The organism is Micromonospora sp. CPM1, from assembly GCF_023896895.1.
Taxonomy (GTDB): domain Bacteria; phylum Actinomycetota; class Actinomycetes; order Mycobacteriales; family Micromonosporaceae; genus Micromonospora; species Micromonospora tulbaghiae.
Map to the genome: position 1 here is coordinate 1 of NZ_JAMHIU010000013.1, position 20,782 is coordinate 20,782.

The 20,782-nt window shown below is 72.4% G+C and carries 22 protein-coding genes; 14 read left to right on the top strand and 8 right to left on the bottom strand.

Translation table 11 applies throughout. The annotated features are described in order from the left end of the window. Window positions 1-197: 197 nt before the first annotated feature. Window positions 198-1,670: an NAD-dependent malic enzyme gene (locus tag M8C11_RS17200; RefSeq protein ID WP_120571047.1), complete on the bottom strand. Its 1,473-nt coding sequence runs from the start codon at window positions 1,668-1,670 to the stop codon at window positions 198-200. Between the two features lie 196 nt (window positions 1,671-1,866). Here M8C11_RS17200 and hflX point away from each other — a divergent pair, with 196 nt between their 5' ends. Both hflX and M8C11_RS17210 read left to right on the top strand, forming a co-directional pair. Beyond that, window positions 1,867-3,330, top strand: a complete 1,464-nt coding sequence (hflX, locus tag M8C11_RS17205; RefSeq protein WP_120571046.1) for a GTPase HflX — start codon at window positions 1,867-1,869, stop codon at window positions 3,328-3,330. A 50-nt stretch (window positions 3,331-3,380) separates the two neighbouring features. Further along, entirely contained in the window at window positions 3,381-5,135 is a 1,755-nt protein-coding gene (locus M8C11_RS17210; protein ID WP_252450621.1) for a hypothetical protein, read from the top strand. Between the two features lie 56 nt (window positions 5,136-5,191). Here the strand turns inward: M8C11_RS17210 and lexA are convergent, their stop codons facing one another. Continuing rightward, the gene (gene lexA, locus M8C11_RS17215) at window positions 5,192-5,974 is read right to left on the bottom strand and encodes a transcriptional repressor LexA (protein ID WP_013284750.1); all 783 of its coding nucleotides are present in this window, start codon (window positions 5,972-5,974) and stop codon (window positions 5,192-5,194) included. 489 nt (window positions 5,975-6,463) lie between these two features. On the opposite strand from lexA, the gene nrdR reads away from it, so the two are divergent. The 3 genes from nrdR to M8C11_RS30725 all read left to right on the top strand — a co-directional run bounded on the left by nrdR (window position 6,464) and on the right by M8C11_RS30725 (window position 10,272). Further along, the gene (gene nrdR / locus M8C11_RS17220; protein ID WP_013284751.1) at window positions 6,464-6,964 is read left to right on the top strand and encodes a transcriptional regulator NrdR; all 501 of its coding nucleotides are present in this window, start codon (window positions 6,464-6,466) and stop codon (window positions 6,962-6,964) included. Between the two features lie 34 nt (window positions 6,965-6,998). Beyond that, window positions 6,999-9,896 carry a vitamin B12-dependent ribonucleotide reductase gene (locus M8C11_RS17225; protein ID WP_145822806.1) on the top strand — a complete coding sequence of 966 codons (2,898 nt, stop codon included), beginning with the start codon at window positions 6,999-7,001 and terminating at the stop codon, window positions 9,894-9,896. 139 nt (window positions 9,897-10,035) lie between these two features. After that, window positions 10,036-10,272: a DUF2188 domain-containing protein gene (locus M8C11_RS30725; RefSeq protein WP_013284753.1), complete on the top strand. Its 237-nt coding sequence runs from the start codon at window positions 10,036-10,038 to the stop codon at window positions 10,270-10,272. Between the two features lie 107 nt (window positions 10,273-10,379). Here the strand turns inward: M8C11_RS30725 and M8C11_RS17230 are convergent, their stop codons facing one another. Together M8C11_RS17230 and M8C11_RS17235 are read right to left on the bottom strand one after the other, a co-directional pair. After that, the gene (locus M8C11_RS17230) at window positions 10,380-10,568 is read right to left on the bottom strand and encodes a DUF397 domain-containing protein (protein WP_013284754.1); all 189 of its coding nucleotides are present in this window, start codon (window positions 10,566-10,568) and stop codon (window positions 10,380-10,382) included. A 17-nt stretch (window positions 10,569-10,585) separates the two neighbouring features. Next, window positions 10,586-11,476, bottom strand: a complete 891-nt coding sequence (locus M8C11_RS17235; RefSeq protein WP_145754706.1) for a DUF5753 domain-containing protein — start codon at window positions 11,474-11,476, stop codon at window positions 10,586-10,588. Window positions 11,477-11,557: 81 nt separating this feature from the next. Between M8C11_RS17235 and M8C11_RS17240 the strand changes: the two genes are divergently transcribed. The 4 genes from M8C11_RS17240 (at window position 11,558) to M8C11_RS17255 (ending at window position 13,310) form a co-directional block, all read left to right on the top strand. Continuing rightward, entirely contained in the window at window positions 11,558-11,746 is a 189-nt protein-coding gene (locus M8C11_RS17240; RefSeq protein ID WP_145754704.1) for a hypothetical protein, read from the top strand. Further along, a complete protein-coding gene (locus M8C11_RS17245) occupies window positions 11,743-11,922 on the top strand; it encodes a hypothetical protein (RefSeq protein WP_145754701.1) in 180 nt (59 codons plus the stop codon). The genes M8C11_RS17240 and M8C11_RS17245 overlap by 4 nt, the downstream gene beginning before the upstream one ends. Before the next feature lie 211 nt (window positions 11,923-12,133). Beyond that, entirely contained in the window at window positions 12,134-12,313 is a 180-nt protein-coding gene (locus M8C11_RS17250; RefSeq protein ID WP_145754696.1) for a hypothetical protein, read from the top strand. Between the two features lie 49 nt (window positions 12,314-12,362). Next, window positions 12,363-13,310: a DUF2332 domain-containing protein gene (locus M8C11_RS17255; protein ID WP_145754694.1), complete on the top strand. Its 948-nt coding sequence runs from the start codon at window positions 12,363-12,365 to the stop codon at window positions 13,308-13,310. Window positions 13,311-13,335: 25 nt separating this feature from the next. Here M8C11_RS17255 and M8C11_RS17260 read toward each other — a convergent pair whose 3' ends face one another. The 3 genes from M8C11_RS17260 to M8C11_RS17270 form a co-directional block, all read right to left on the bottom strand. After that, window positions 13,336-13,869: a hypothetical protein gene (locus M8C11_RS17260; protein ID WP_145754692.1), complete on the bottom strand. Its 534-nt coding sequence runs from the start codon at window positions 13,867-13,869 to the stop codon at window positions 13,336-13,338. A 223-nt stretch (window positions 13,870-14,092) separates the two neighbouring features. After that, window positions 14,093-15,049 carry a hypothetical protein gene (locus M8C11_RS17265; RefSeq protein WP_145754689.1) on the bottom strand — a complete coding sequence of 319 codons (957 nt, stop codon included), beginning with the start codon at window positions 15,047-15,049 and terminating at the stop codon, window positions 14,093-14,095. Then, window positions 15,046-15,639 carry a sigma-70 family RNA polymerase sigma factor gene (locus M8C11_RS17270; protein ID WP_145754746.1) on the bottom strand — a complete coding sequence of 198 codons (594 nt, stop codon included), beginning with the start codon at window positions 15,637-15,639 and terminating at the stop codon, window positions 15,046-15,048. The genes M8C11_RS17265 and M8C11_RS17270 overlap by 4 nt, the downstream gene beginning before the upstream one ends. Window positions 15,640-15,915: 276 nt before the next feature. Here M8C11_RS17270 and M8C11_RS17275 point away from each other — a divergent pair, with 276 nt between their 5' ends. The 4 genes from M8C11_RS17275 (at window position 15,916) to M8C11_RS17290 (ending at window position 19,002) form a co-directional block, all read left to right on the top strand. Beyond that, a complete protein-coding gene (locus M8C11_RS17275; RefSeq protein WP_145754686.1) occupies window positions 15,916-16,557 on the top strand; it encodes a class I SAM-dependent methyltransferase in 642 nt (213 codons plus the stop codon). 103 nt (window positions 16,558-16,660) lie between these two features. Continuing rightward, window positions 16,661-18,103, top strand: coding sequence for an alpha/beta hydrolase (locus tag M8C11_RS17280; protein WP_252450625.1), 1,443 nt, complete (start codon window positions 16,661-16,663; stop codon window positions 18,101-18,103). Window positions 18,104-18,132: 29 nt separating this feature from the next. Further along, window positions 18,133-18,366, top strand: coding sequence for a DUF5522 domain-containing protein (locus tag M8C11_RS17285; RefSeq protein WP_071096262.1), 234 nt, complete (start codon window positions 18,133-18,135; stop codon window positions 18,364-18,366). 87 nt (window positions 18,367-18,453) lie between these two features. After that, entirely contained in the window at window positions 18,454-19,002 is a 549-nt protein-coding gene (locus M8C11_RS17290; protein WP_145754681.1) for a hypothetical protein, read from the top strand. Between the two features lie 100 nt (window positions 19,003-19,102). On the opposite strand, the gene M8C11_RS17295 is transcribed toward M8C11_RS17290, so the two are convergent. After that, entirely contained in the window at window positions 19,103-19,789 is a 687-nt protein-coding gene (locus M8C11_RS17295) for a metal-dependent transcriptional regulator (RefSeq protein ID WP_145754679.1), read from the bottom strand. 97 nt (window positions 19,790-19,886) lie between these two features. Between M8C11_RS17295 and M8C11_RS17300 the strand changes: the two genes are divergently transcribed. Continuing rightward, window positions 19,887-20,744: a sulfurtransferase gene (locus M8C11_RS17300; protein ID WP_252450627.1), complete on the top strand. Its 858-nt coding sequence runs from the start codon at window positions 19,887-19,889 to the stop codon at window positions 20,742-20,744. Window positions 20,745-20,782: the final 38 nt, after the last annotated feature.

Sequence of the window (20,782 nt, forward strand, 5' to 3'; positions counted from 1 at the left end):
CCGCCCTCATCTGCCTCGCCCGCCGTCGCTGCGACGTCCTGTTCGCCATGCTCCGCGACAAGATCCCCTACCAACCCCGCCCCACGACGCCGATCGCCGCTTGACGAACCCCATAGGGACACCCCCCAGCAGGAAGGTGCCCATGAGAGGGCGCTGGCCTGTGCAGAGGCGCCGCGACGGGCTGGGGCGTGCCTGGGTCAGGGGGTGGCGCTGGCGTTGGCGGCGATCTCGGGAAGGTCGGCCGGGCCCGGGTCGGCCGCCGGGGCCGGCGTGGCGGCCGGGTTCTGGGCGGCGGCCCGCACCGCGGCGGCCACCGCCGGGGCGACCCGGGAGTCGAAGACGCTGGGCACGATCACCGTCGGGTTGATCTTGTCTTCGCCGACCACGTCCGCGATGGCCCGCGCGGCGGCGAGCGCCATCTCCTCGGTGAACTCCTCGGCGTGCGCGTCGAGCATGCCGCGGAACACGCCGGGGAAGGCGAGCACGTTGTTGATCTGGTTCGGCTGGTCCGAGCGGCCGGTGGCGACCACCGCGGCGTACTTGCGCGCCTCCCGCGGGTCCACCTCCGGGTCGGGGTTCGCCAGCGCGAAGACGATCGAGTCCTTCGCCATCGCGGCGACGTCCTCGCCGGTGAGCAGGTTCGGCGCGCTCACGCCGATGAACACGTCCGCGCCGCGTACCGCCCCGGCCAGGTCACCGGAGTAGTTCTCCTTGTTGGTGTTCTCGGCCAGCCACTGCCACGCCGGGTTGAGGTCCGGCAGGCCGCGGTGCAGGGCGCCCTGCCGGTCGTACGCGATGATGTCGCCCACGCCCTGACGCAGCAGCAGCTTCATGATCGCGGTGCCGGCCGCGCCGGCGCCGGAGACCACGACCCGGACGTCCGCGAGCTGCTTGCCCACGACGCGCAGCGCGTTCGTCAGCGCGGCCAGCACGCAGATCGCGGTGCCGTGCTGGTCGTCGTGGAAGACCGGGATGTCCAGCGCCTCGCGCAGCCGGGCCTCGATCTCGAAGCAGCGCGGCGCGGCGATGTCCTCCAGGTTGATCCCGCCGTACGCGGGCGCGATCGCCTTGACGATCGCCACGATCTCGTCGGTGTCCTGGGTGTCCAGCACCACCGGCCAGGCGTCCACCCCGCCGAAGCGCTTGAACAGCGCCGCCTTGCCCTCCATCACCGGCAGCGACGCGGCCGGCCCGAGGTTGCCCAGGCCGAGCACCGCGGTGCCGTCGCTGACCACGGCGACGGTGTTGCGCTTGATGGTGAGCCGGCGCGCGTCGGCCGGGTTCTCCGCGATCGCCATGCAGACCCGGGCCACACCCGGGGTGTACGCGCGGGACAGCTCGTCGCGGGTGCGCAGCGCGACCTTCGGGGTGACCTCGATCTTGCCGCCGAGGTGCAGCAGGAAGGTGCGGTCGGAGACCTTGCGCACGTCCACCCCGTCGAGCGCGGTGAGCGCGTCGACGACCTGGTCGGCGTGGCCGGCGTCGGCGGTGTCGCAGGTGAGGTCGACGATCACGTGCGCGGGATCGGAGTCCACCACGTCCAGCGCGGTGACGATGGCCCCGGCCTCGCCGGCGGCGGTGGTGAGCCGGCCGATGGAGGTGGCGTCGGCGGGTACCGCGATCCGGATGGTGATGGAGAATCCGGCACTCGGCAGTCGTGTGTTGGCCACGAGAAACTCCTCCGTCGGCGCTGAGCGGCTCGACTGGCATTTCTACTCGCCTGCCCAGGTCGCCCGGCATCCGCCCCCGCTACCAGTGGGTAGCGTCGCGGGCATAACACACGTGCGCCCGGCGTTGTCACATGTCAGGATTGCTGTCACGCGCCGAAAATTCTCGGCGTTGCACATAACGGACAGGAGACGCAGTTTGCGCGAGCAGGAGACCTTCCATCCCTACACCGACGACGAGTTCGACGCCACCACCGGCGAGTACGAGCTGTCGGAGCGGCAGGCGCTGCGGCGGGTCCCCGGCCTCTCCACCGAACTCACCGACATCACCGAGGTCGAATACCGCCAGCTGCGGCTGGAGCGGGTCGTCCTGGTGGGGGTCTGGACCGAGGGCACTCAGACCGACGCCGACAACAGCCTCACCGAGCTGGCTGCGCTGGCCGAGACGGCCGGCTCGCAGGTGCTCGAAGGGCTGATCCAGCGTCGCCACCGGCCCGACCCGGCCACGTACATCGGCCGGGGCAAGGTCGACGACCTGGGCGCGGTGGTGCTGTCGACCGGCGCCGACACGATCATCTGCGACGGTGAGCTGTCGCCGTCGCAGCTGCGCAACCTGGAGCAGCGCACCAAGGTCAAGGTGGTCGACCGGACCGCCCTGATCCTCGACATCTTCGCCCAGCACGCCAAGAGCAAGGAGGGCAAGGCGCAGGTCGAGCTGGCCCAGCTCGAATACCTGCTGCCGCGCCTGCGCGGCTGGGGCGAGACGCTGTCCCGGCAGACCGGTGGTAGCGGCCGCGGCGGGGGCGCCGGCGGCGGCGTGGGTCTGCGTGGTCCCGGTGAGACCAAGCTGGAGACCGACCGGCGGCGCATCCGCCACCGCATCGCGCGGCTGCGCCGCGAGATCAAGAGCATGGCGACGGTACGCCAGACCAAGCGCGCCCGGCGTACCCGTAACGCGGTGCCCGCGGTGGCGATCGCCGGCTACACCAACGCCGGCAAGTCCAGCCTGCTCAACCGCCTGACCGGTGCGGGCGTGCTGGTGGAGAACGCGCTGTTCGCCACGCTGGACCCGACCACCCGCCGGGCCACCACGTCCGACGGGCGGCTCTACACGCTGTCCGACACGGTCGGGTTCGTCCGGCACCTGCCGCACCAGATCGTCGAGGCGTTCCGCTCGACGCTGGAGGAGGTCGCCGACGCCGACCTGGTCGTGCACGTGGTCGACGGCACGCACCCGGATCCGGAGGAGCAGGTCCGGGCGGTACGCGAGGTGCTCGCCGAGGTGGGCGCCGACCGGCTGCCGGAACTACTGGTGGTGAACAAGACCGACGCCACCGACGAGGAGACGATGCTGCGGCTCAAGCGGCTCTGGCCGGACGCGGTCTTCGTCTCCGCCCACAGCGGGCGCGGGATCGACGAGATGCGCGAGGCCGTCGAGCGGCGGCTGCCCCGGCCGGCCGTCGAGGTGCGCGCGGTGCTCCCGTACGACCGGGGTGACCTGGTCGCCCGGGTGCACCGGCAGGGTGAGGTGCTCAGCACCGCGCACCTGCCCGAGGGCACGCTGGTGCACGTGCGGGTCAACGAGGGGCTGGCCGCGGAGCTCGCGCCGTACCGGGCGGGTGACCGGCTGACCAGCGACGAGCGGGTGGGCGCCGGGCGGTGAGCCGTCCGGCGTCACCCGCCGGAAACCCGTGCCGTGCGACACTGAGCGTCATGCGGCACGTTGTCTCCTCGGTCACGCTCGCGCTCGGCCTGGTCGGCGCGGTCGTGGCGCCGGCCGGGCCGGCCCCGGCGGCTCCCGCCGCGGCCCCCGTGCTGGCCGCGGCTCCCAAGAAGAAGTGCACGGTCGAGGACGACCGGCTCCGCGAGCTGTCCGGCCTGGTGGCCACCAGCAACGGGTACGTCGTGATCAACGACGGCTCGGACGACCCCAGCCGCAAGCGGGTCTTCTATCTGGACACCAAGTGCAAGGTCGACAGGGAGGTCCGTTACTCCGGTGACGGGCCGCTCGACACCGAGGACCTGGCTCTCAGCCCGGACCGCAAGACGCTCTGGATCGCCGACACCGGCGACAACGTGGAGAAGAAGACCCGCCGGGAGCGGGTCGCGGTCTGGACGATGCCGCTGAGCGGCTCGAGGCAGCCGGTGCTGCACCGGCTCAGCTACCCGGGCAAGGAGCCGCACGACGCGGAGGCCCTGCTCGTCGGCGACGACAACATGCCGCTGGTGATCACGAAGGAGCTCTCCGGCAAGTCGGAGATCTACACCCCGACGGTGAAGCTGAAGGCGAGCGGCGACACCGAGGCGATCCCGATGAAGAAGGTCGGCGAGGTCACGCTCCCGAAGACCAGCACCGAGAACAAGCTCGGCTCGCCCGGGCGGGCGCTCGTCACCGGCGCGGCCCGCTCGCCCGACGGCAGCAAGGTCGTGCTGCGCACGTACGCCGACGCGTTCGAGTTCGACGTGGCCGGCGGCGACATCGTCAAGGCGCTCACCACCGGCAAGCCCCGGGTCACGCCGCTCGCCGACCCGTTCGGCGAGGCGATCTCCTACACGCCGGACGGCAAGCTGTTCGTCACCGTCTCCGACGGCGGCACGCTCGACGAGTCGGACCCGATCGACATCCTCACCTACACCCCGTCGACCACCGGCGCCGAGGCGCTGCCGAACGGCGGCAAGGCCGACACCAAACCGGCCGCCCAGAAGTCGTGGCTCGAAGGGCTCTCGCTCGACGAGATCACGTACCTGATCGCGGCCGTCGGGGTGCTCGGCGCGCTCCTGGTCGGCGCGGGTGTGTTCGGCATCCTGCGGGCGCGGCGCAAGCCGGCGCCGCGGGCGCCGGCCGACGAGCCCGAGCGCAGCGGCGAGTTCCCGGTGAACAACGGCTTCCCGTCGGGCGAGCGGCCGGCCGCGCCGCGCGGCGGTGTCTACGGCGGCGGTCAGGGCGGCGTGTACGGCGGCGCGGCCAACGGCGACCGCCCGGCGTCCGGCGGTGTCTACGGTGGTGGCCGGCCGGGCGGCGGCGTGTACGGCGGCGGCCCGCAGGACGGTGGCCGTGGTCAGGGCGGTGGCCGTCCTCCGGGCGGAGCCCGTCCGCCGGGTGGCGGCGGCGTCTACGGCGGCGGTGGTGCCCCGGCCGGCGGCGGAGGGCGCGGCGGCGTCTACGGCGGCGGAGGTCAGGGTGGACCGGGCGGCGGTGCGGGCCAGGGTGGCCCCGGTCGTGGCGGCCCGGGTGGCGGCGGCCAGGGCCGCGGCGGCCCTGGTGGCGGCTATGGCGGCGGCCCGGGCGGGGCCGGACACCGTGGGCAGCCGAACGGCGGCGGACCGCGGGGGGACGGCGGCCGGGCCGAGCCGCCGCGCCGCGGCCAGGAGCCGCGGGGCGGGCGCCGCGACGACGGCTACGACGGCCGGGGCCAGTACGGCCCGGTGTCCGGCGGTGGCCGGGAGTACCGCGGCGACCGCTACTGAGACGACACGACGAAGGGGTGACCGGCCACCGGTCACCCCTTCGTCGTCGCTGTCGCTCAGATGCGGCGCAGCACCGCCACCACACGGCCCATGATGGTGGCGTCGTCGCCGGGGATCGGGTCGAAGGCCGGGTTCTGCGGCATCAGCCAGACGTGCCCGTCGCGCCGCCGGTAGGTCTTCACCGTCGCCTCGCCGTCGAGCATGGCGGCCACGATGTCACCGACCTCGGCGTTCGGCTGCTGCCGGACGACCACCCAGTCGCCGTCGCAGATCGCCGCGTCGAGCATCGAGTCGCCCTTGACCTGGAGCATGAAGACCTCGCCCTCGCCGACCAGCTCGCGGGGGAGGGGGAAGATGTCCTCCACCGCCTGCTCGGCCAGGATCGGCCCACCGGCGGCGATGCGACCCAGCATCGGCACGTACGCCGGGGCGGGCCGCTGCGCGCGGGCCGCCTCGTCGTCCGCCTCGCCCGGCGCGCGGACGTCGACGGCGCGCGGACGGTTCGGGTCGCGGCGCAGGAAGCCCTTCTTCTCCAGCTCCTTGAGCTGGTAGGCGACGCTGGACGGGGACACCAGCCCGACCGCCTCGCCGATCTCGCGCACGCTCGGCGGGTAGCCGTGGCGCTCGACCCAGTTGCGGATGAACTCCAGGATCCGCCGCTGCCGGGCGGTCAGGTCGACCGTCGCCGGGTCGGGGAAGCTGCTCACCACCGGGGTGACCGGACGCACCGCCGCGGGGGCGGTGCGGCTGCGGGCGGTGCGGGGGCGACGGGTCGCCGGAGGACCCGCCCCGTCGTTCGGCTGCGGGTTCTTCTGCCGGCTGGCCCGGTCCTCGGTCACGTCCGTCCCTCCCTGGTCGGCGCTGGGGTGCCTCGTCGGCTCGTGGTGCGTGTGGTCTGACCGTATAGGTGAGATCGGCCATTTTCAAACATCTGTACGACCTGCTGTCGGCGTGTCGCGCCGAATTCCTGGATTTCCGAACTGGTGTTCTGATAGAAGAGTACGCCGCTCGAACGGGTGTTCTATCCCGGCCGCCCGTGACTAGCACGGGAGGCCGTCCGTTGGGCTCCACGGCGGCGTCGCGCCGGGCGTGATCCTGACGACTCGCCGGACACGCCCGTCAACTTGACCTCGCTTGGGGTTCGGCATACGGTCGACCCCTAGATGTAGTAGTCACACGGGCGTAAGTTGCCTACAGGTTGGGTTCAACTACCGAACGCACTCCCGCACCGCGCACTCGGCGACGGTCATCGGACGATGGCCCCGCCGTGTCGACGCGTGCCCGGGAGCCGGTAGCTGTGCCCGCGATCGACGGAGGAGGTCGGGCGAATGCGGTGTCCGTACTGCCGGCACGCCGACTCCCGGGTGGTCGACTCGCGGGAGGCCGACGACGGCCAGCTCATCCGGCGGCGACGGTCGTGCCCGGAGTGCGGCAAGCGGTTCACCACCGTCGAGGAGGCGGTGCTCGCGGTGGTCAAGCGCAGCGGGGTGACCGAGCCGTTCAGCCGCACGAAGATCATCGGTGGGGTGCGCAAGGCGTGCCAGGGGCGGCCGGTCGACGACGACTCGATCGCGCTGCTGGCACAGAAGGTCGAGGAGACCGTACGGGCCAAGGGGGCGGCCGAGATCCCCAGCCACGAGGTGGGCCTGGCCATCCTCGGCCCGTTGCGTGACCTCGACGAGGTGGCCTACATGCGGTTCGCCAGCGTCTACCGGTCCTTCGACTCGCTCGCCGACTTCGAGCGCGAGATCGAGACGCTGCGGGCCGCCGCGCGCGCCCGGGAGGGCGCCGGTGCCGGTGCGGCGGACGCCGCCGGCGCGATCAGCTGACATTTTCGGGTTTCTGACAGGTACACGAGGCGCGGTGGGTGACCGTGCCGACGAGGGGGGCGAGGGCGTGACGACCAGCAAGTCACGGAACAAGGCCGGGGCGGGGCTGAAGATCGAGCGCGTCTGGACGACCGAGGGGGTGCATCCCTACGACGAGGTCGCCTGGGAGCGCCGCGACGTCGTCATGACGAACTGGCGGGACGGCTCGATCAACTTCGAGCAGCGCGGGGTGGAGTTCCCCGAGTCCTGGTCGGTGAACGCGGCGAACATCGTGACCACCAAGTACTTCCGGGGCGCGGTGGGGACCCCGGAGCGGGAGTGGTCGCTGCGGCAGCTGATCGACCGGGTGGTCGAGACCTACCGCACCGCCGGTGAGGAGTACGGCTACTTCGCCACCCCGGCCGACGCCGAGGTGTTCGCGCACGAACTGACCTGGATGCTGCTGCACCAGGTGTTCAGCTTCAACTCGCCGGTGTGGTTCAACGTCGGCACGCCGTCGCCGCAGCAGGTCAGCGCCTGCTTCATCCTGTCGGTCGACGACTCGATGGACTCCATCCTCGACTGGTACAAGGAGGAGGGCCGGATCTTCCAGGGCGGCTCGGGCGCGGGGGTTAACCTGTCCCGCATCCGTTCCTCGAAGGAGCTGCTCTCCTCCGGCGGCACCGCCTCCGGCCCGGTCAGCTTCATGCGCGGCGCGGACGCCTCCGCCGGCACCATCAAGTCCGGTGGCGCCACCCGGCGTGCGGCCAAGATGGTCATCCTCGACGTGGACCACCCGGACATCGAGGAGTTCGTGGCGACCAAGGCGCGCGAGGAGGACAAGATCCGCGCGCTGCGCGACGCCGGGTTCGACATGGACCTGGGCGGCGCCGACATCGTCAGCGTGCAGTACCAGAACGCCAACAACTCGGTCCGCGTCTCGGACGAGTTCATGACCGCCGTGGAGAACGGCGGCGGCTTCGACCTGCGCGGCCGGCTCGACGGGCAGACCATCGAGACGATCGACGCGAAGAAGCTGTTCCGCACCATCTCCCAGGCCGCGTGGGAGTGCGCCGACCCGGGCCTGCAGTACGACGACACCATCAACGACTGGCACACCTGCCCGGAGACCGGGCGGATCACCGCGTCGAACCCGTGCTCGGAGTACCTGCACCTGGACAACTCCTCGTGCAACCTGGCGTCGCTGAACCTGATGAAGTTCCTCCGCGCCGACGGCGGCTTCGAGGTGGAGAAGTTCGTCAAGTCGGTCGAGTTCGTCATCACCGCGATGGACATCTCGATCTGCTTCGCCGACTTCCCGACCGAGAAGATCGGTGAGACCACCCGCGCCTACCGGCAGCTCGGCATCGGGTACGCCAACCTGGGCGCGCTGCTGATGGCCTCCGGCCTGCCGTACGACTCGGAGCAGGGCCGGGAGGTGTCCGCCGCGATCACCTCGCTGATGACCGGCACCGCCTACCGCCGGTCCGCCGAGCTGGCCGGCATCGTCGGCCCGTACGACGGCTACGCGCGCAACGCCGAGCCGCACAAGCGGGTCATGCGCAAGCACGCCGCCGCCAACGACGCGATCAAGGCGACCGGCACCGTGGCCACCGCCGTGCAGCGCGAGGCCACCAAGCAGTGGACGCTCGGCAACAAGCTCGGTGACAAGTTCGGTTGGCGCAACTCGCAGGCCAGCGTGCTCGCCCCGACCGGCACCATCGGCCTGATGATGGACTGCGACACCACCGGTGTCGAGCCGGACCTGGCACTGGTGAAGTTCAAGAAGCTGGTCGGCGGCGGCTCGATGCAGATCGTCAACCAGACCGTGCCGCGCGCCCTGCGCAGCCTCGGCTACCCCGAGGAGCAGGTCGAGGCGATCGTCGAGCACATCGCCGACCACGGCCACGTGGTGGACGCCCCGGGCCTGAAGCCGGAGCACTACCCGGTCTTCGACTGCGCCATGGGCGAGCGCTCGATCGCGCCGATGGGTCACGTGCGGATGATGGCGGCCGTCCAGCCGTTCATCTCCGGTGCCATCTCCAAGACGGTGAACATGCCGGAGCAGGCCACCGTCGAGGACGTCGAGAAGATCTACTTCGAGGGCTGGAAGCTCGGCCTCAAGGCGCTGGCGATCTACCGGGACAACTGCAAGGTCGGCCAGCCGCTGTCGGCCGCCAAGCCGAACAAGGCCACCGCCGAGACGCAGGCCCCGGCCGCCGAGGTCGAGAAGGTCGTGGAGAAGGTCGTCGAGTACCGCCCGGTGCGCAAGCGGCTGCCGAAGAAGCGCCCGTCGCAGACGGTCTCCTTCTCGGTCGGCGGCGCGGAGGGCTACCTCACCGCCTCGTCCTACCCGGACGACGGCCTCGGCGAGGTCTTCCTCAAGATGTCGAAGCAGGGCTCGACCCTGGCCGGTGTGATGGACGCCTTCTCGGTGGCCATCTCCATCGGTCTCCAGTACGGCGTCCCGCTGGAGACGTACGTCAGCAAGTTCACCAACATGCGCTTCGAGCCGGCCGGCATGACCGACGACCCGGACGTGCGGATGGCCGCCTCGGTGATGGACTACATCTTCCGTCGCCTGGCGCTGGACTTCCTGCCGTACGACCGCCGCGCCGAGCTGGGCATCTTCACCGCCAAGGAGCGGGCCGCCCAGCTCCGGGCCGAGGCGGAGGCGGAGGCGAGCGGTGCGGACCTCACCGCGATGGCCGCCTCCGCCCCGGTCGAGGCGCCCGAGCCGAAGACCGGCCCGATCGCGCAGCCGGCGCAGGAGATGGCCGACGCCGCGGCCGTCAAGCCCGCGCCGTCGGTGGGTTCCAGCACCGAGCTGCTGGAGGCCGTGATCGGCAAGGCCGCCGACGCGCCGCTCTGCTTCACCTGCGGCACGAAGATGCGGCCCGCCGGTAGCTGCTACGTCTGCGAGGGCTGCGGCTCCACCAGCGGCTGCAGCTGACGAAAGCAACGAGCCCCGGGCGTTGGCGCGCCCGGGGCTCGTGAGCCGGGACGGAACCCGACCTGTTTCCTTGCAGAGACAGATCTTCGCTCCTCCCGGCTCGGTCAAGCAAGTTAATCGAGTAGGAGTGGAGAAAGTCATGGCTGATAAGGCCAAACCTGTTCATGTCGTCCCTCGTGACGGCGAGTGGGCTGTGGTCCGGGAGGGAAATCAGCGGGCATCGTCGCTGCACCCGACTCAGGCGGAAGCCGAGAGGGCTGGGCGGCCAGTAGCCCGGGCGGACCAGACGGAGTTCTACCTTCACGGCAGAAACGGTCAAATCCGTGAGCGAGACAGCTACGGAAACGATCCGAATCCGCCACGTGACTCACGCTGACTAGAAGGCCGGGGCGTACGCGAAGGCGTGCGCCCCGCTTGCCCTCATTCGTCCTCGCGGCTGGCTTAAGGGCCAGCGGTGAAGTGTGTGTACCGGCAGGTCCGGGTTCAGGGCAGAGTCCGGAGGAACGCCTGCCATGCCTGACGCCCGAAGCGTAGAACGGGACCGGCCGCATCCTTGCTGTCGCGGATCAGGATGTTCTCGCTGACGGCGGCAACCTCTACGCACGCGCCGCCGTTGTTGTCGCTGCGACTCGACTTGCGCCACTTGAGGCCGAGGCGATCCGGGCTTGTCACGGCCACCTCCAGTTCCGTCAGCGTGCCAGCTCATCCGCCAGTTGCCGGATGAGCTTGCGCGACTCTACCGGCCCGAGCGCGGCGGCACGGAGCCGGTCCCACAGCCGAGTGTAGGCCCGCACCGCGTCCGGTCGGTCGAGGTAATCCGCGTCCGTGAACGTCTCTACGTAGATCACATCCGAGCCGGCGTCGTCGCCGAAGCGCAAAATGATGAAGTTGAAGGACGCCGTTTCGTAGGTCTGCGCGTCGAAGGGGAAGACCTGGAGCGAGACATTCGGCTGGTTGCTCACCTCCACGAGGTGGCGGAGTTGGTCGCTCATGGTGTCGACGTCACCGATGTTCCGCCGGAGCGCGGATTCGCTCAGGATGAAGCTCAGCTCCGGGCCGCCGTCCTGACGCAAGATCGCCTGCCGCTCAAGTCTGATGGCAACCGTTCGGTCCAGATCCTCGTCGTTGGGGCGCGGGTGGGCGGTGGCGTTCATCGCGCGGATGTAGGGCTCGGTCTGGAGGATGCCGGGAACGACCTCCGGTTGGTACCAGCGAATCTCCGACGCGTCGCCCTCTAGGTCGAGGTACTGGCGGAACCAATCGGGTACGGCGTTGCGGTATGTGCTCCACCGCCCTCGCTGGCGCCCGGCACGAGCGAGTTCGCGTAACGGCTCAGCTTCCTCGCCCGTAACGCCGTACAGGTCGAGCAGGAGATGCAGGTCGGTCAGCTTGATGCCCGATTGACCCAGCTCGATGCGGCTGATCTTGCTCGCTGCGGCATCGATGACTGCTGCCGCCTCGTCCTGCGTCCTGCCGGCGTGCTCCCGAGCCCGCTTGAGTGCGAGTCCGAGCCGCCTGCGCTGGATTGTCGGGTTGACCATCGGCTGATTATCGCCCTCCGCATCGAGATGACGCGACACGCTCGGCAGGGTTCCAAAACAGGAGTCCAACTTTAGTCTAGTTGGGCTTCCAAAATGGAAGTCTAAGTTTGGGAGGGCGGCATGCGTACTCGTGTGTCGTACGAGGACTACGTGGTGGCGGTCGCGCTGACCCTCGCCCGGCGACACCGTCCGGTGTGGTCCTGGCGGCGGTGGCGGCGGATCTGCCGCTGCGGCGCGGAACTGCCGTGCCGCGTACGCCATCGCATCCCGATCCGTCGCGGCCACTGGCCGGGAGAGGAGCAGACGTGACGGAGCCGCAGGTCCGGCAGATCCTGTCGGTACACGTACCCGGCGTCGACGGCTTCTGCGCAGGGTGCCGGGCGTGGTGGGCGCGGCTGTCCCCGTACCCCTGTCAGCAGGTCGAATGGGCGGCCCGCCGGCAAGCGCGGACGGCCACCCGGCGCTTCCTGGACGGCCTCCGGTGACCGCCCACGGGCCGGTTCTTCCGGTGTGGAGCTGCGGTGGGTGTGGCGCTCCGTGGCCCTGCCCGACGCGGCGTCGTGAGCTGCGGGCCGAGTTCGCCGGAGCGCCGGTGTCGTTGGGCTTGTACATGGGGTCTTATCTGGTGTGGGCGGCGGAGGATCTGACCTGGGTGACGGCCGGGGTGTTGCATCAGCGCTTCCTCGGGTGGGTGCGATGAATGTCATTCGGCCGGGCGACGAACGGTTTCATTACTGCGACGGCTCGCACCGGTGGGTGCCGCTCGATCCTGACTTCGACCAGGAGGTCTGGGAGGCCATGGTGCGTGAGCACCAGCAGCGGCACCTGGAGGAGATCTCCCGAGGGCTTCGTCCCCGTCGGCCGAAACGGCTGTAGGTGCCCACGGTCACAGACCATCGTGTACGCGAGCTGGAATGCTCGGGGGATGAGCACGGCAGACATCTATCGGGTCTTCGCCGAGCGTGAGACGCGCGGCGTGTCCCCGGCGTACGAGCGGTTGTCGCGGGCGGTGGCCGGTGACCGGGAGCTGCTCGCCCTGCTCGACACGCTGCCGCCGGCCAAGCGTCAGCCGAACCTGCTGTTCGGGGTGGTGCGGCTGCGCGGCGGGCCGGTGGACGACCCGGCGGCGTTCCGCGCGTACGTGATCGGGCACTGGCCGGACGTCGCGGCGCAGATGCGGACGCGGGCGACCCAGACGAACGAGGCGGGGCGCTGCGCGGTGCTGCTGCCGGTGCTCGCCGCGTTGCCGCAGCCGCTGGCGTTGCTGGAGGTGGGTGCGTCCGCCGGGCTGTGCCTCTACCCCGACCGGTACGCGTACCGCTACGGCGACCGGCGGGTCGGCGACGGCGAGCCGGTGCTCGACTGTGACTTGACCGGCACCGAGCCGCCGGTGCGGCGCCCGGAGGTGGTGTGGCGGGCCGGGCTCGACGTGAACCCGCTCGACGTCACCGACCCGGCGGACGTGGCCTGGCTGGAGGCGTTGATCTGGCCGGAGCACCGGCACCGCCGGGCGCGGCTGCGCGCGGCGGCTGCGGTCGCGGCGGCCGACCCGCCGCTGCTGGTGCGCGGTGACCTGGTCGACGACCTGCCGGCGCTGGCGGCGCAAGCTCCGGCCGGGGCGACGCTCGTGGTGTTCCACAGCTCGGTGCTGTACCAGGTGCCGCCGCCACGGCGGGAGGCGTTCACCGCGCTGGTCCGGACCCTGCCCGGCCACTGGCTCGCCAACGAGGACCTGTCGGTGCTGCCGCACGCGACGCTGCCCGAGCCGCCCGCCGACGGGTTCCACAACGTCCTGGCCCTGGACGGTCGCCCCCTGGCCTGGACCCGGGGCCACGGCCAGGCGCTCACCTGGTTCGGCGCGGCGCGGCCGTGAAGACCGCCGGACCGCCCGGCCCGGCTCAGTCCGGCAGCGCGTCGACCGCCGAGGCGAGCACGCCCCGCAGGTCGGCCTCCGCGCCGGCCGGCAACGTCTCCGGCTTGACCACCTGGTACGCCACGCGCACCTCGTAGTGGTCACCTCGCCAGGCCCAGCCGTCGAACCGGGTCTCCCCGCCGTCCCACGGGCGCACCGCCGTGCAGGAGGTGTCGCCCGGGCCGGCGTCGCTCGGTTCGGCGGCGATGCGGTCGCACCGGTCCCGCCGCCACGTCGCGTCGTACCTGCCCTCGGCATCCGTGGCCACGGTGACGACCAGGTCGCCGCGCATGGCGGTGCCACTGGTCAGGTCGACCGCGCACTCCTTGGAGCCGCTGCGGTCACCGAGGTTCGCCGAGGCGGTGGGCTGAGCGCCGGGCGCGAGCCGCGCCAGCAGGTCGGCCGGGAGCAGCGCGCAGGGGTCGCGGAGTTCCCCCGGCGACGCCGTCTCGTCGGCGGTGCAGCCGGCGGAGGCCAGGAGCACCCCGATGACCAGCAGTAAGGCGGCCGATCTCGTCATGTTGTCCTCCTCGGACGATCGCGGGCGACCGTAGCAGCGCGGCGCCAGCCCCGCCCTCCGCTGCTCCGCCCCGTCGATCATGAGGTTGACGGCGCGGCACGCCGACCTCGCCCCGCCAACTTCATGATCGACGGAGCGGGGGGCGGCTGCGAGATCGGCGCGACGGCGGCATGACCGGCGGGCTGCTGGTCCGGCCACCGTCGCCGAAGGGCCGACGGGACGGTCAGCGACCCCGTGGCGTCACCGACACCTGCTCGGCGATCGCGATCACCTGCTCCACGGTGAGCCGTAGGGGCGCCTGCAGGTTGACCACCGCCCCGCCCGGCACCTCCGTCTGCAGGAACCACATCTCGTCGGCCCGGACCAACCGTGCGTCCCGCCCGCCGACCGTGACCGTGCGTTCCTCCACCGCCCCCATCACCGTGTGCAGCAGGTCCGGGTCGCGGCCAGCCACCACCTGCACGGCGAGCATGTCGCCGGGGGACTTGCCGCGCAGGGTGAGGATGGTGTCGTCCTTGAACGAGGCGATCCGCCACCCGCGGGGCGCGACCCGGACCCGCAGGGGTATCGGCTGCGGCTCGTCGACGACGTCCCCGGCCAGCCGCAGCAACGCGCCGTCCGCCGCGAACCGGCCGTGGCCGGTCAGCGACACCCACCGACCCGATTTCTGTTCCCACGTCACGGTGACCTGCCGGGGCGCGGCGGGGTGCTCGTCCTCGTACAGTTCCGCCTGGTGGCTGCCGACGGTCACCCGCCGGGACGGCAGTGCGTGGCGATCCGGGCGCTCGTCCCGGACGGAGAGCCAGACATCGTCGGCGCCGCCATCCGACAGGTACACGGCGAGGAACCGGTCCGGCTCGTAGCTGTACCGCGGTGGTGCCAGCACCGCTGGGCGGGACCGCAACGTCAGCGGGAACTCGGGCATGGTCACCGCCACCAGCGTGACCGGCTCCGCCGGGCGGTCGACCGGACGCGCCGCCAGACCGACGCCCACCGCGACCGTCACCGTCGTCGCGGCTGCCGCCACCAGGAGGGTCCGGCGCCGCACCGGTCTGACGGTCCGGCGTGCCGATGCGGCCGGGAACTCGTCGACGAGGCGGTTGCGAGCGTCGTTCAGCGTCTCCGCTGACGCCTCCGGAGCGTCCGGTCCGTGCGTCCGCAACAGGGCGATCTCGTTCATGTCGGCTCCTTCGAGGTGAGCGCGAGTCGGGTGAGCCGGCGGGCCCGGTGCAGGCGGGAACGGACCGTGCCGACCGGAATGTCGAGCACGGCGGCGATCTGCTCGTACGACAGATCCGCCCAGGCGGTGAGCAGCAGCACGTCCCGGTCGCGCCGGTGCAGCGACGCGAGTGCCGCGGCCAGATCGCGGCGCAGGGCGCGGGCGTCCAGCCGGTCGATCGCGTCCTCGATCCCGGGCTGCGTCTCCGCTGCGGCGAGCCGGGCCAGTGCCCGGTACCGGCGCTCCTCGGCCCGTACGTGCCGGCGCAGCAGATTGGTCGCGATCCCGAAGAGCCACGGCCGTACCCCCACGTCCGGTCGGTACGCGGCCCGCCGTCGGAACGCGACGAGGAACGTCTCGGCCAGGAGGTCGTCGGCGGGCGGGCCGATCCGCCGGGCGAGGTAGCGGTGCACGGCGACGGCGTGCCGGTCGAACAACGGCGCGAACCGCTCCGGCTCGGTGACGGATCCGTGGATCAGGTCGCCGTCCGTTGCCGCCTCGGGTGGCCCGGCCCCGGGTGGTCGTCGTTCCTGGGCCGCGACCGGGTGCATCTCGTTCGTCACATCCCTTCATGCCCGGTCGGCGCATACCGGTTCACGCTGGTCCGAGGGCCGGTCGTCGTGTCCCTTCCCGCAGATCGGCCGGCAGCAGCGCGCAGGGGGCGCGGAGTTCCCCCGGCGACGCCGTCCCATCGGCGGTGCAGCCGGCGGAGGCCCGCCCCGTCGATCATGAGGTTGACGGCGCGACACGCCGACCTCGCCCCCGTCAACTTCATGATCGACGGAGCGGGGGCGGGAGGTGGTCCGGCCGGCTACTAGGGTCGCGGGGTGACCGAACCGCGGTGGCTCGCCGAGACCCGTGCGGCGTACGACGCCGTCGCCGAGGACTACGCGCGGCTGCTGCCCGACGTGGTCGAGCCGCCGCTGGACCGGGCCCTGCTGGCCGCGTTCGCCGAGACGGTCGGGCCGGGGCGGCCCGTGCTGGAGGTGGGCTGCGGTACCGGTCGCGTCACCGCCCACCTGCACCGGCTCGGCCTCGACATCAGCGGCGTCGATCTGTCGCCCGGCATGGTGGCGGTGGCCCGCCGCGCGTACCCGGACCTGCGCTTCGAGGTCGGCTCGCTGACCGAGCTGGCCGTGCCGGACGGATCACTGGCCGGGCTGGTGTCCTGGTACTCGGTCATCCATCTGCCACCGGAACTGCTGCCGGAGGTGTTCGCCGGTTTCCACCGGGTGCTCGCTCCGGGCGGTCACCTGCTGCTCGCGGTGAAGGCCGGCGACCGGCTCGACCGACGGGAGCAGGCATACGGCCACTGCGTCGCCTTCGACGTCTACTGGCTGTCCCCGGATCGGCTGGTCGCACAGCTCACCGCGGCCGGGTTCGCGGTGTCGGCGACGACGGTCCGCGCGCCGGTCGGCAGGGAGCGGCAGTCCCAGGCGTTCCTGCTCGCGCAGCGTCCGGCCGGCTGAACATTCACCACAGCCGACACCCGATCTGTACCACACGTGAGGACGGGACAGCGAAGAGTGGCCGCCCTGGCTAGGGTTGACGATCTCGGCGGAGGGAGACGGCATGCGCACCCGGATGCTCCTCGCGTCGACGCTGCCCCTGCTCTGGGGCGCTGTCGCCGGCTGGTGGACCCCGCGTGGGCCCGGCACGGTGGGTGCGGCACTCGCCTCCGTCGCGGTGAGCCTCGTCGTCGGGCTGGCCGCCGGGTGGCTGGGCCGGTCCCGCTGGTTGATGCTCGTCGCGCCGGTGATCTTCGCGGTGGCTGTCGAGCTGGTCCGGCTGCGGCTGCGTGGGCCCACCGTCGACCGTCCGCACCTGTCCGGCTTCGGTGTCGTGGCGCTGCTCGCCGGCCGGGGCGTACACGGGCTGCTGACCTTGTTGCCGCTGCTGGTCGGCGCCGCCTACGGCGCCGGCCTCGCCCGCCGCCTCGACGCGGTGCCGCCGCGCCGGCCGGTGCCGCGCTGGGCGGGCCGGGCCGGCGTCGGTCTGCTGGCCGCGTTGCTCGCGCTCGTCACCGTCGGCGTGGCCGTGCCGGGCCGCACCGAGCCGATCCCCGGCGGCATCGCCCGCTTCGACACCGTCGACTCCTCCGGGCGCGAGCTGGGCCTGCTGATCAGGGGTACGGACCGCGGCGCTCCGGTGCTGCTCGTGGTGCCCGGTCCGCCCGGCGGCTCGGAGATCGGCGCGGTCCGTCGCCACCTGCCCGAGTTGGAGCGCCGATTCGTGGTGGCCGTCTGGGACCGTGCCGGCGGGCCACGCTCCTGGTCGGGGTTCCGCGCCCCGTCGGGCTGGCACCTGGACGACGAGGTGGACGACCTGGTCGCGGTGGCCCGGCACCTGCGGGAACGGCTGGGCCGGGATCGGATCCACCTGGTCGCGCACTCCGGCGGCACCATCGCCGGCCTGCTCGCCGTGCGACAGCACCCGGAACTGTTCGCCGCGTACGTGGGCGTCGGGCAGGTGGTGAGCCTGCGCGAGGCCGACCGCAGCCAGTACGCCGACACCGTGGCCTGGGCCCGCCGCACCGGCCGGACGGCGCTCGCGGACCGGATGACCGCGCAGGGGCCGCCGCCCTACCGCGACCTCTGGGCGTACGAGCCGTTGCTGACCAACGAGGCCGGGGCCTTCCCGGTCGACCGGGAAGGCGCGAGCGAGGACGAGACCGGGACCGTCGGCAACCTGGGCGTCTCCGAATACAGCCCACTGGAGAAGGTGCACCTGTTCGGTCTCCTGGACGGCTGGGACGTGCTCTACCCCCGGTTGCAGGAGATCGACTTCCGGCGTGACGTGCGGCAGCTCGCGGTGCCGGCGTACTTCGTGGACGGCGCGCAGGAGGTGCCGGGCCGGCTGCGCCTGTTCGACGAGTGGTACGCGCAGCTCCAGGCGCCGCGCAAGGACCATCTGGTGATCCCGCGCGCCGGGCACCGTTCGATGTTCGAGCGGCCCGAGGCGTTCGTGCCGTACCTGGAACGCCTCGGGACCGGCGGCGGCCCGGGCGGAAACTAGGGCGGGCCGGGCGTCCGTAGACTTCAGCGGTGCGTGACGAGCTGGCGGGACGGCCCCTTACCGAACCGCACCCGTCGCGGCTGTCGCCGGACCACCCCGGGCGGGAGCGCATCCTCGCCGCGCACGCCGCCGCCCTGGCCGCCGGGGAGGCCGGCTACCTGGATCCGGAGACGGGGCTGTTCGTGCTCAGCGCGGGCTTCCTGGCGCGGCGTGGCACGTGCTGCGGGCGAGGCTGCCGGCACTGTCCGTACGTGGCCGATTAGGGGGCTTCCGTCCCCGCTGGGGCACGCCGTACGGTGTCCGACGGAACTCCGGCGGGTCGGACCCGCCGCCGACCGCGGAGGTCTCCCGTGCGTGCACGTATCTGGCTGGCCGTTGCGGCCGTCCTGCTCGCCGCCGGCTGCGCCGACGAGGGGCCGACCCGGTCCGGGCCGCCGGCCCCGCCTCCGCCGGTGCCGGTCGCGGCGGCGTCCTCGGGCGGGGCGTGCCGGCTGCTCGACTTCGCGGTGATCGCCGAGCACACCGGCGGCACGTTCGACGTGGCGGCGGCCACCGAGCGGGGCGACACCCACACGTGCGTGGTCCGGGCGGCCGGGGCGGTGCTGCCGGAGCTGACGCTGTCGGTGACCGAGACGTCGATCGACGCGGCCACGTTCGCCCTGGACGTGCAGCCGGGCGGCGCGGCGAAGATCACCAAGCTGGGCAAGGCCGCCTACCGGCGCACGCTGCCCAAGACCGCGAAGTCCGGGCCGGCCGCGGAGGTCGGCTGGCTGGCCACCGAGGGGCGGCTCGCCACCCTGCGCTGGACCGCCCCGGCCGGCACCGCGAAGGCGGAGGCGGACAAGACGGCCGGCAAGCTGGTCACGCTGGCCAAGGTGATCGACACAAGGCAGCTCTGACCGAAGGTCGCCAAGCAGCTCTGACCGAAGGTCGCCAAGCAGCTCTGACCGAAGGTCACGCAGGCAGCTCCGACCGTAGGGCCAGAGCTGCCGGACGCGATCAGCGGGCCGCGACGAACACCCGGGACGCCACCTCGCGGGGAAGGCGTACCCGGTCGCCGGAGCGGTCGATGGAGACGGCGTCGCGTTCCTGCGCCACCGTCACGGTCGCGCCCGGGTCGACGCCGGCGGCGTGCAACTGCCGGAGCACGTCCGAGTCGGTCTGCACGCTCTCGCAGATCCGCCGCACCACGACCGGGCCGGACAGGCCGGGGAAGGCCAGGTTGCGCTCGCCCTCGACGGCGTCGGCAAGCGCCTGGCCCGGGTCGCCCAGCTCCGCCAGGCCCGGGATCGGGTTGCCGTACGGCGAGCGGGTCGGGCGGTTGAGCAGGTCGAAGACCCGCTTCTCCACCGCGTCGCTCATCACGTGCTCCCACCGGCAGGCCTCTTCGTGGGCCTCCTCGTAGGGCATCCCGATCACGTTCACCAGCAGCAACTCGGCCAGCCGGTGCTTGCGCATCACCGACACGGCGGTGTTGCGGCCCTGCGGCGTGAGAGTCAGGTGCCGGTCGCCCTCGACGGTGAGCAGGCCGTCGCGCTCCATGCGGGCGACGGTCTGGCTGACGGTCGGACCACTCTGCTTCAGCCGCTCGGCGATGCGGGCACGAAGCGGCGGCACCCCCTCCTCCTCGAGTTCGAGGATGGTGCGCAGGTACATCTCGGTGGTGTCAACAAGGTCGTGCTTCACGTCTGCGGCCTCCTGGGCTCCGATGGTACCCGCTCCCACCGACCATCGACGCAGGCGAAGCCGGAGGTGGCGGGCCGAATGGTGTTGACTGGGCCGCATGCCCGCCACCGCAGACCTGCTGGTCGAGCCCGACCGGCTCGCCGCCGAACTCGATCACGCCGACCCGCCGACCCTGCTCGACGTCCGCTGGCGGCTGACCGGCCCGCCCGGACGCGACGACTACACCGCCGGCCACCTGCCCGGCGCCGTCTTCGTCGACCTGGACACCGAGCTGTGCGGGCCGCCCGGCGCCGCCGGCCGGCACCCGCTTCCGGACCCGGCGGCGTTGCAGGCCGCGCTGCGGGCCGCGGGCGTCCGCGCCGGTCGTCCCGTCGTGGTGTACGACGGCGGCGACGGCATGTCCGCCGCCCGCGCCTGGTGGACGCTGCGCTGGGCCGGGCACCGGCAGGTGCGGGTGCTGCACGGCGGCTTCGCGGCCTGGACGGCCGCCGGCCTGCCGGTCGACACGAGCGTGCCCGCCCCGGCGCCCGGCGACGTGACCGTGGCGCCCGGCGCGTTGCCGGTGCTCGACGCCGCCGCTGCCGCCCGGCTCGCCGCCGCCGGGCCCGGCGTGTTGATCGACGTACGGGCCGCGCCCCGCTACCGGGGCGAGCACGAGCCGGTCGACCCGGTCGCCGGGCACGTGCCGGGCGCGGTCAACCTGCCCGCCCCGGAGTACGTCACGCAGGGCCGGTTCCCGGGCGCCGAGGCGCTGCGGGAGCGGTTCGCCGCCGCCGGGGTGGACGCGGACGCGCCGGTCGGTGCGTACTGCGGCTCCGGGGTGACCGCCGCGCAGGCGGTGCTCGCGTTGCACCTGGCCGGTCGTCCGGACGCCGCGTTGTACGTCGGCTCGTGGAGCGAGTGGGTGGCCGACGCGGACCGTCCGGTCGCGACCGGCGGCACGTCCGGCCGGTGAGCGCACGACCGGTGGGCGCGTCCCGGGCCACGTGCGAC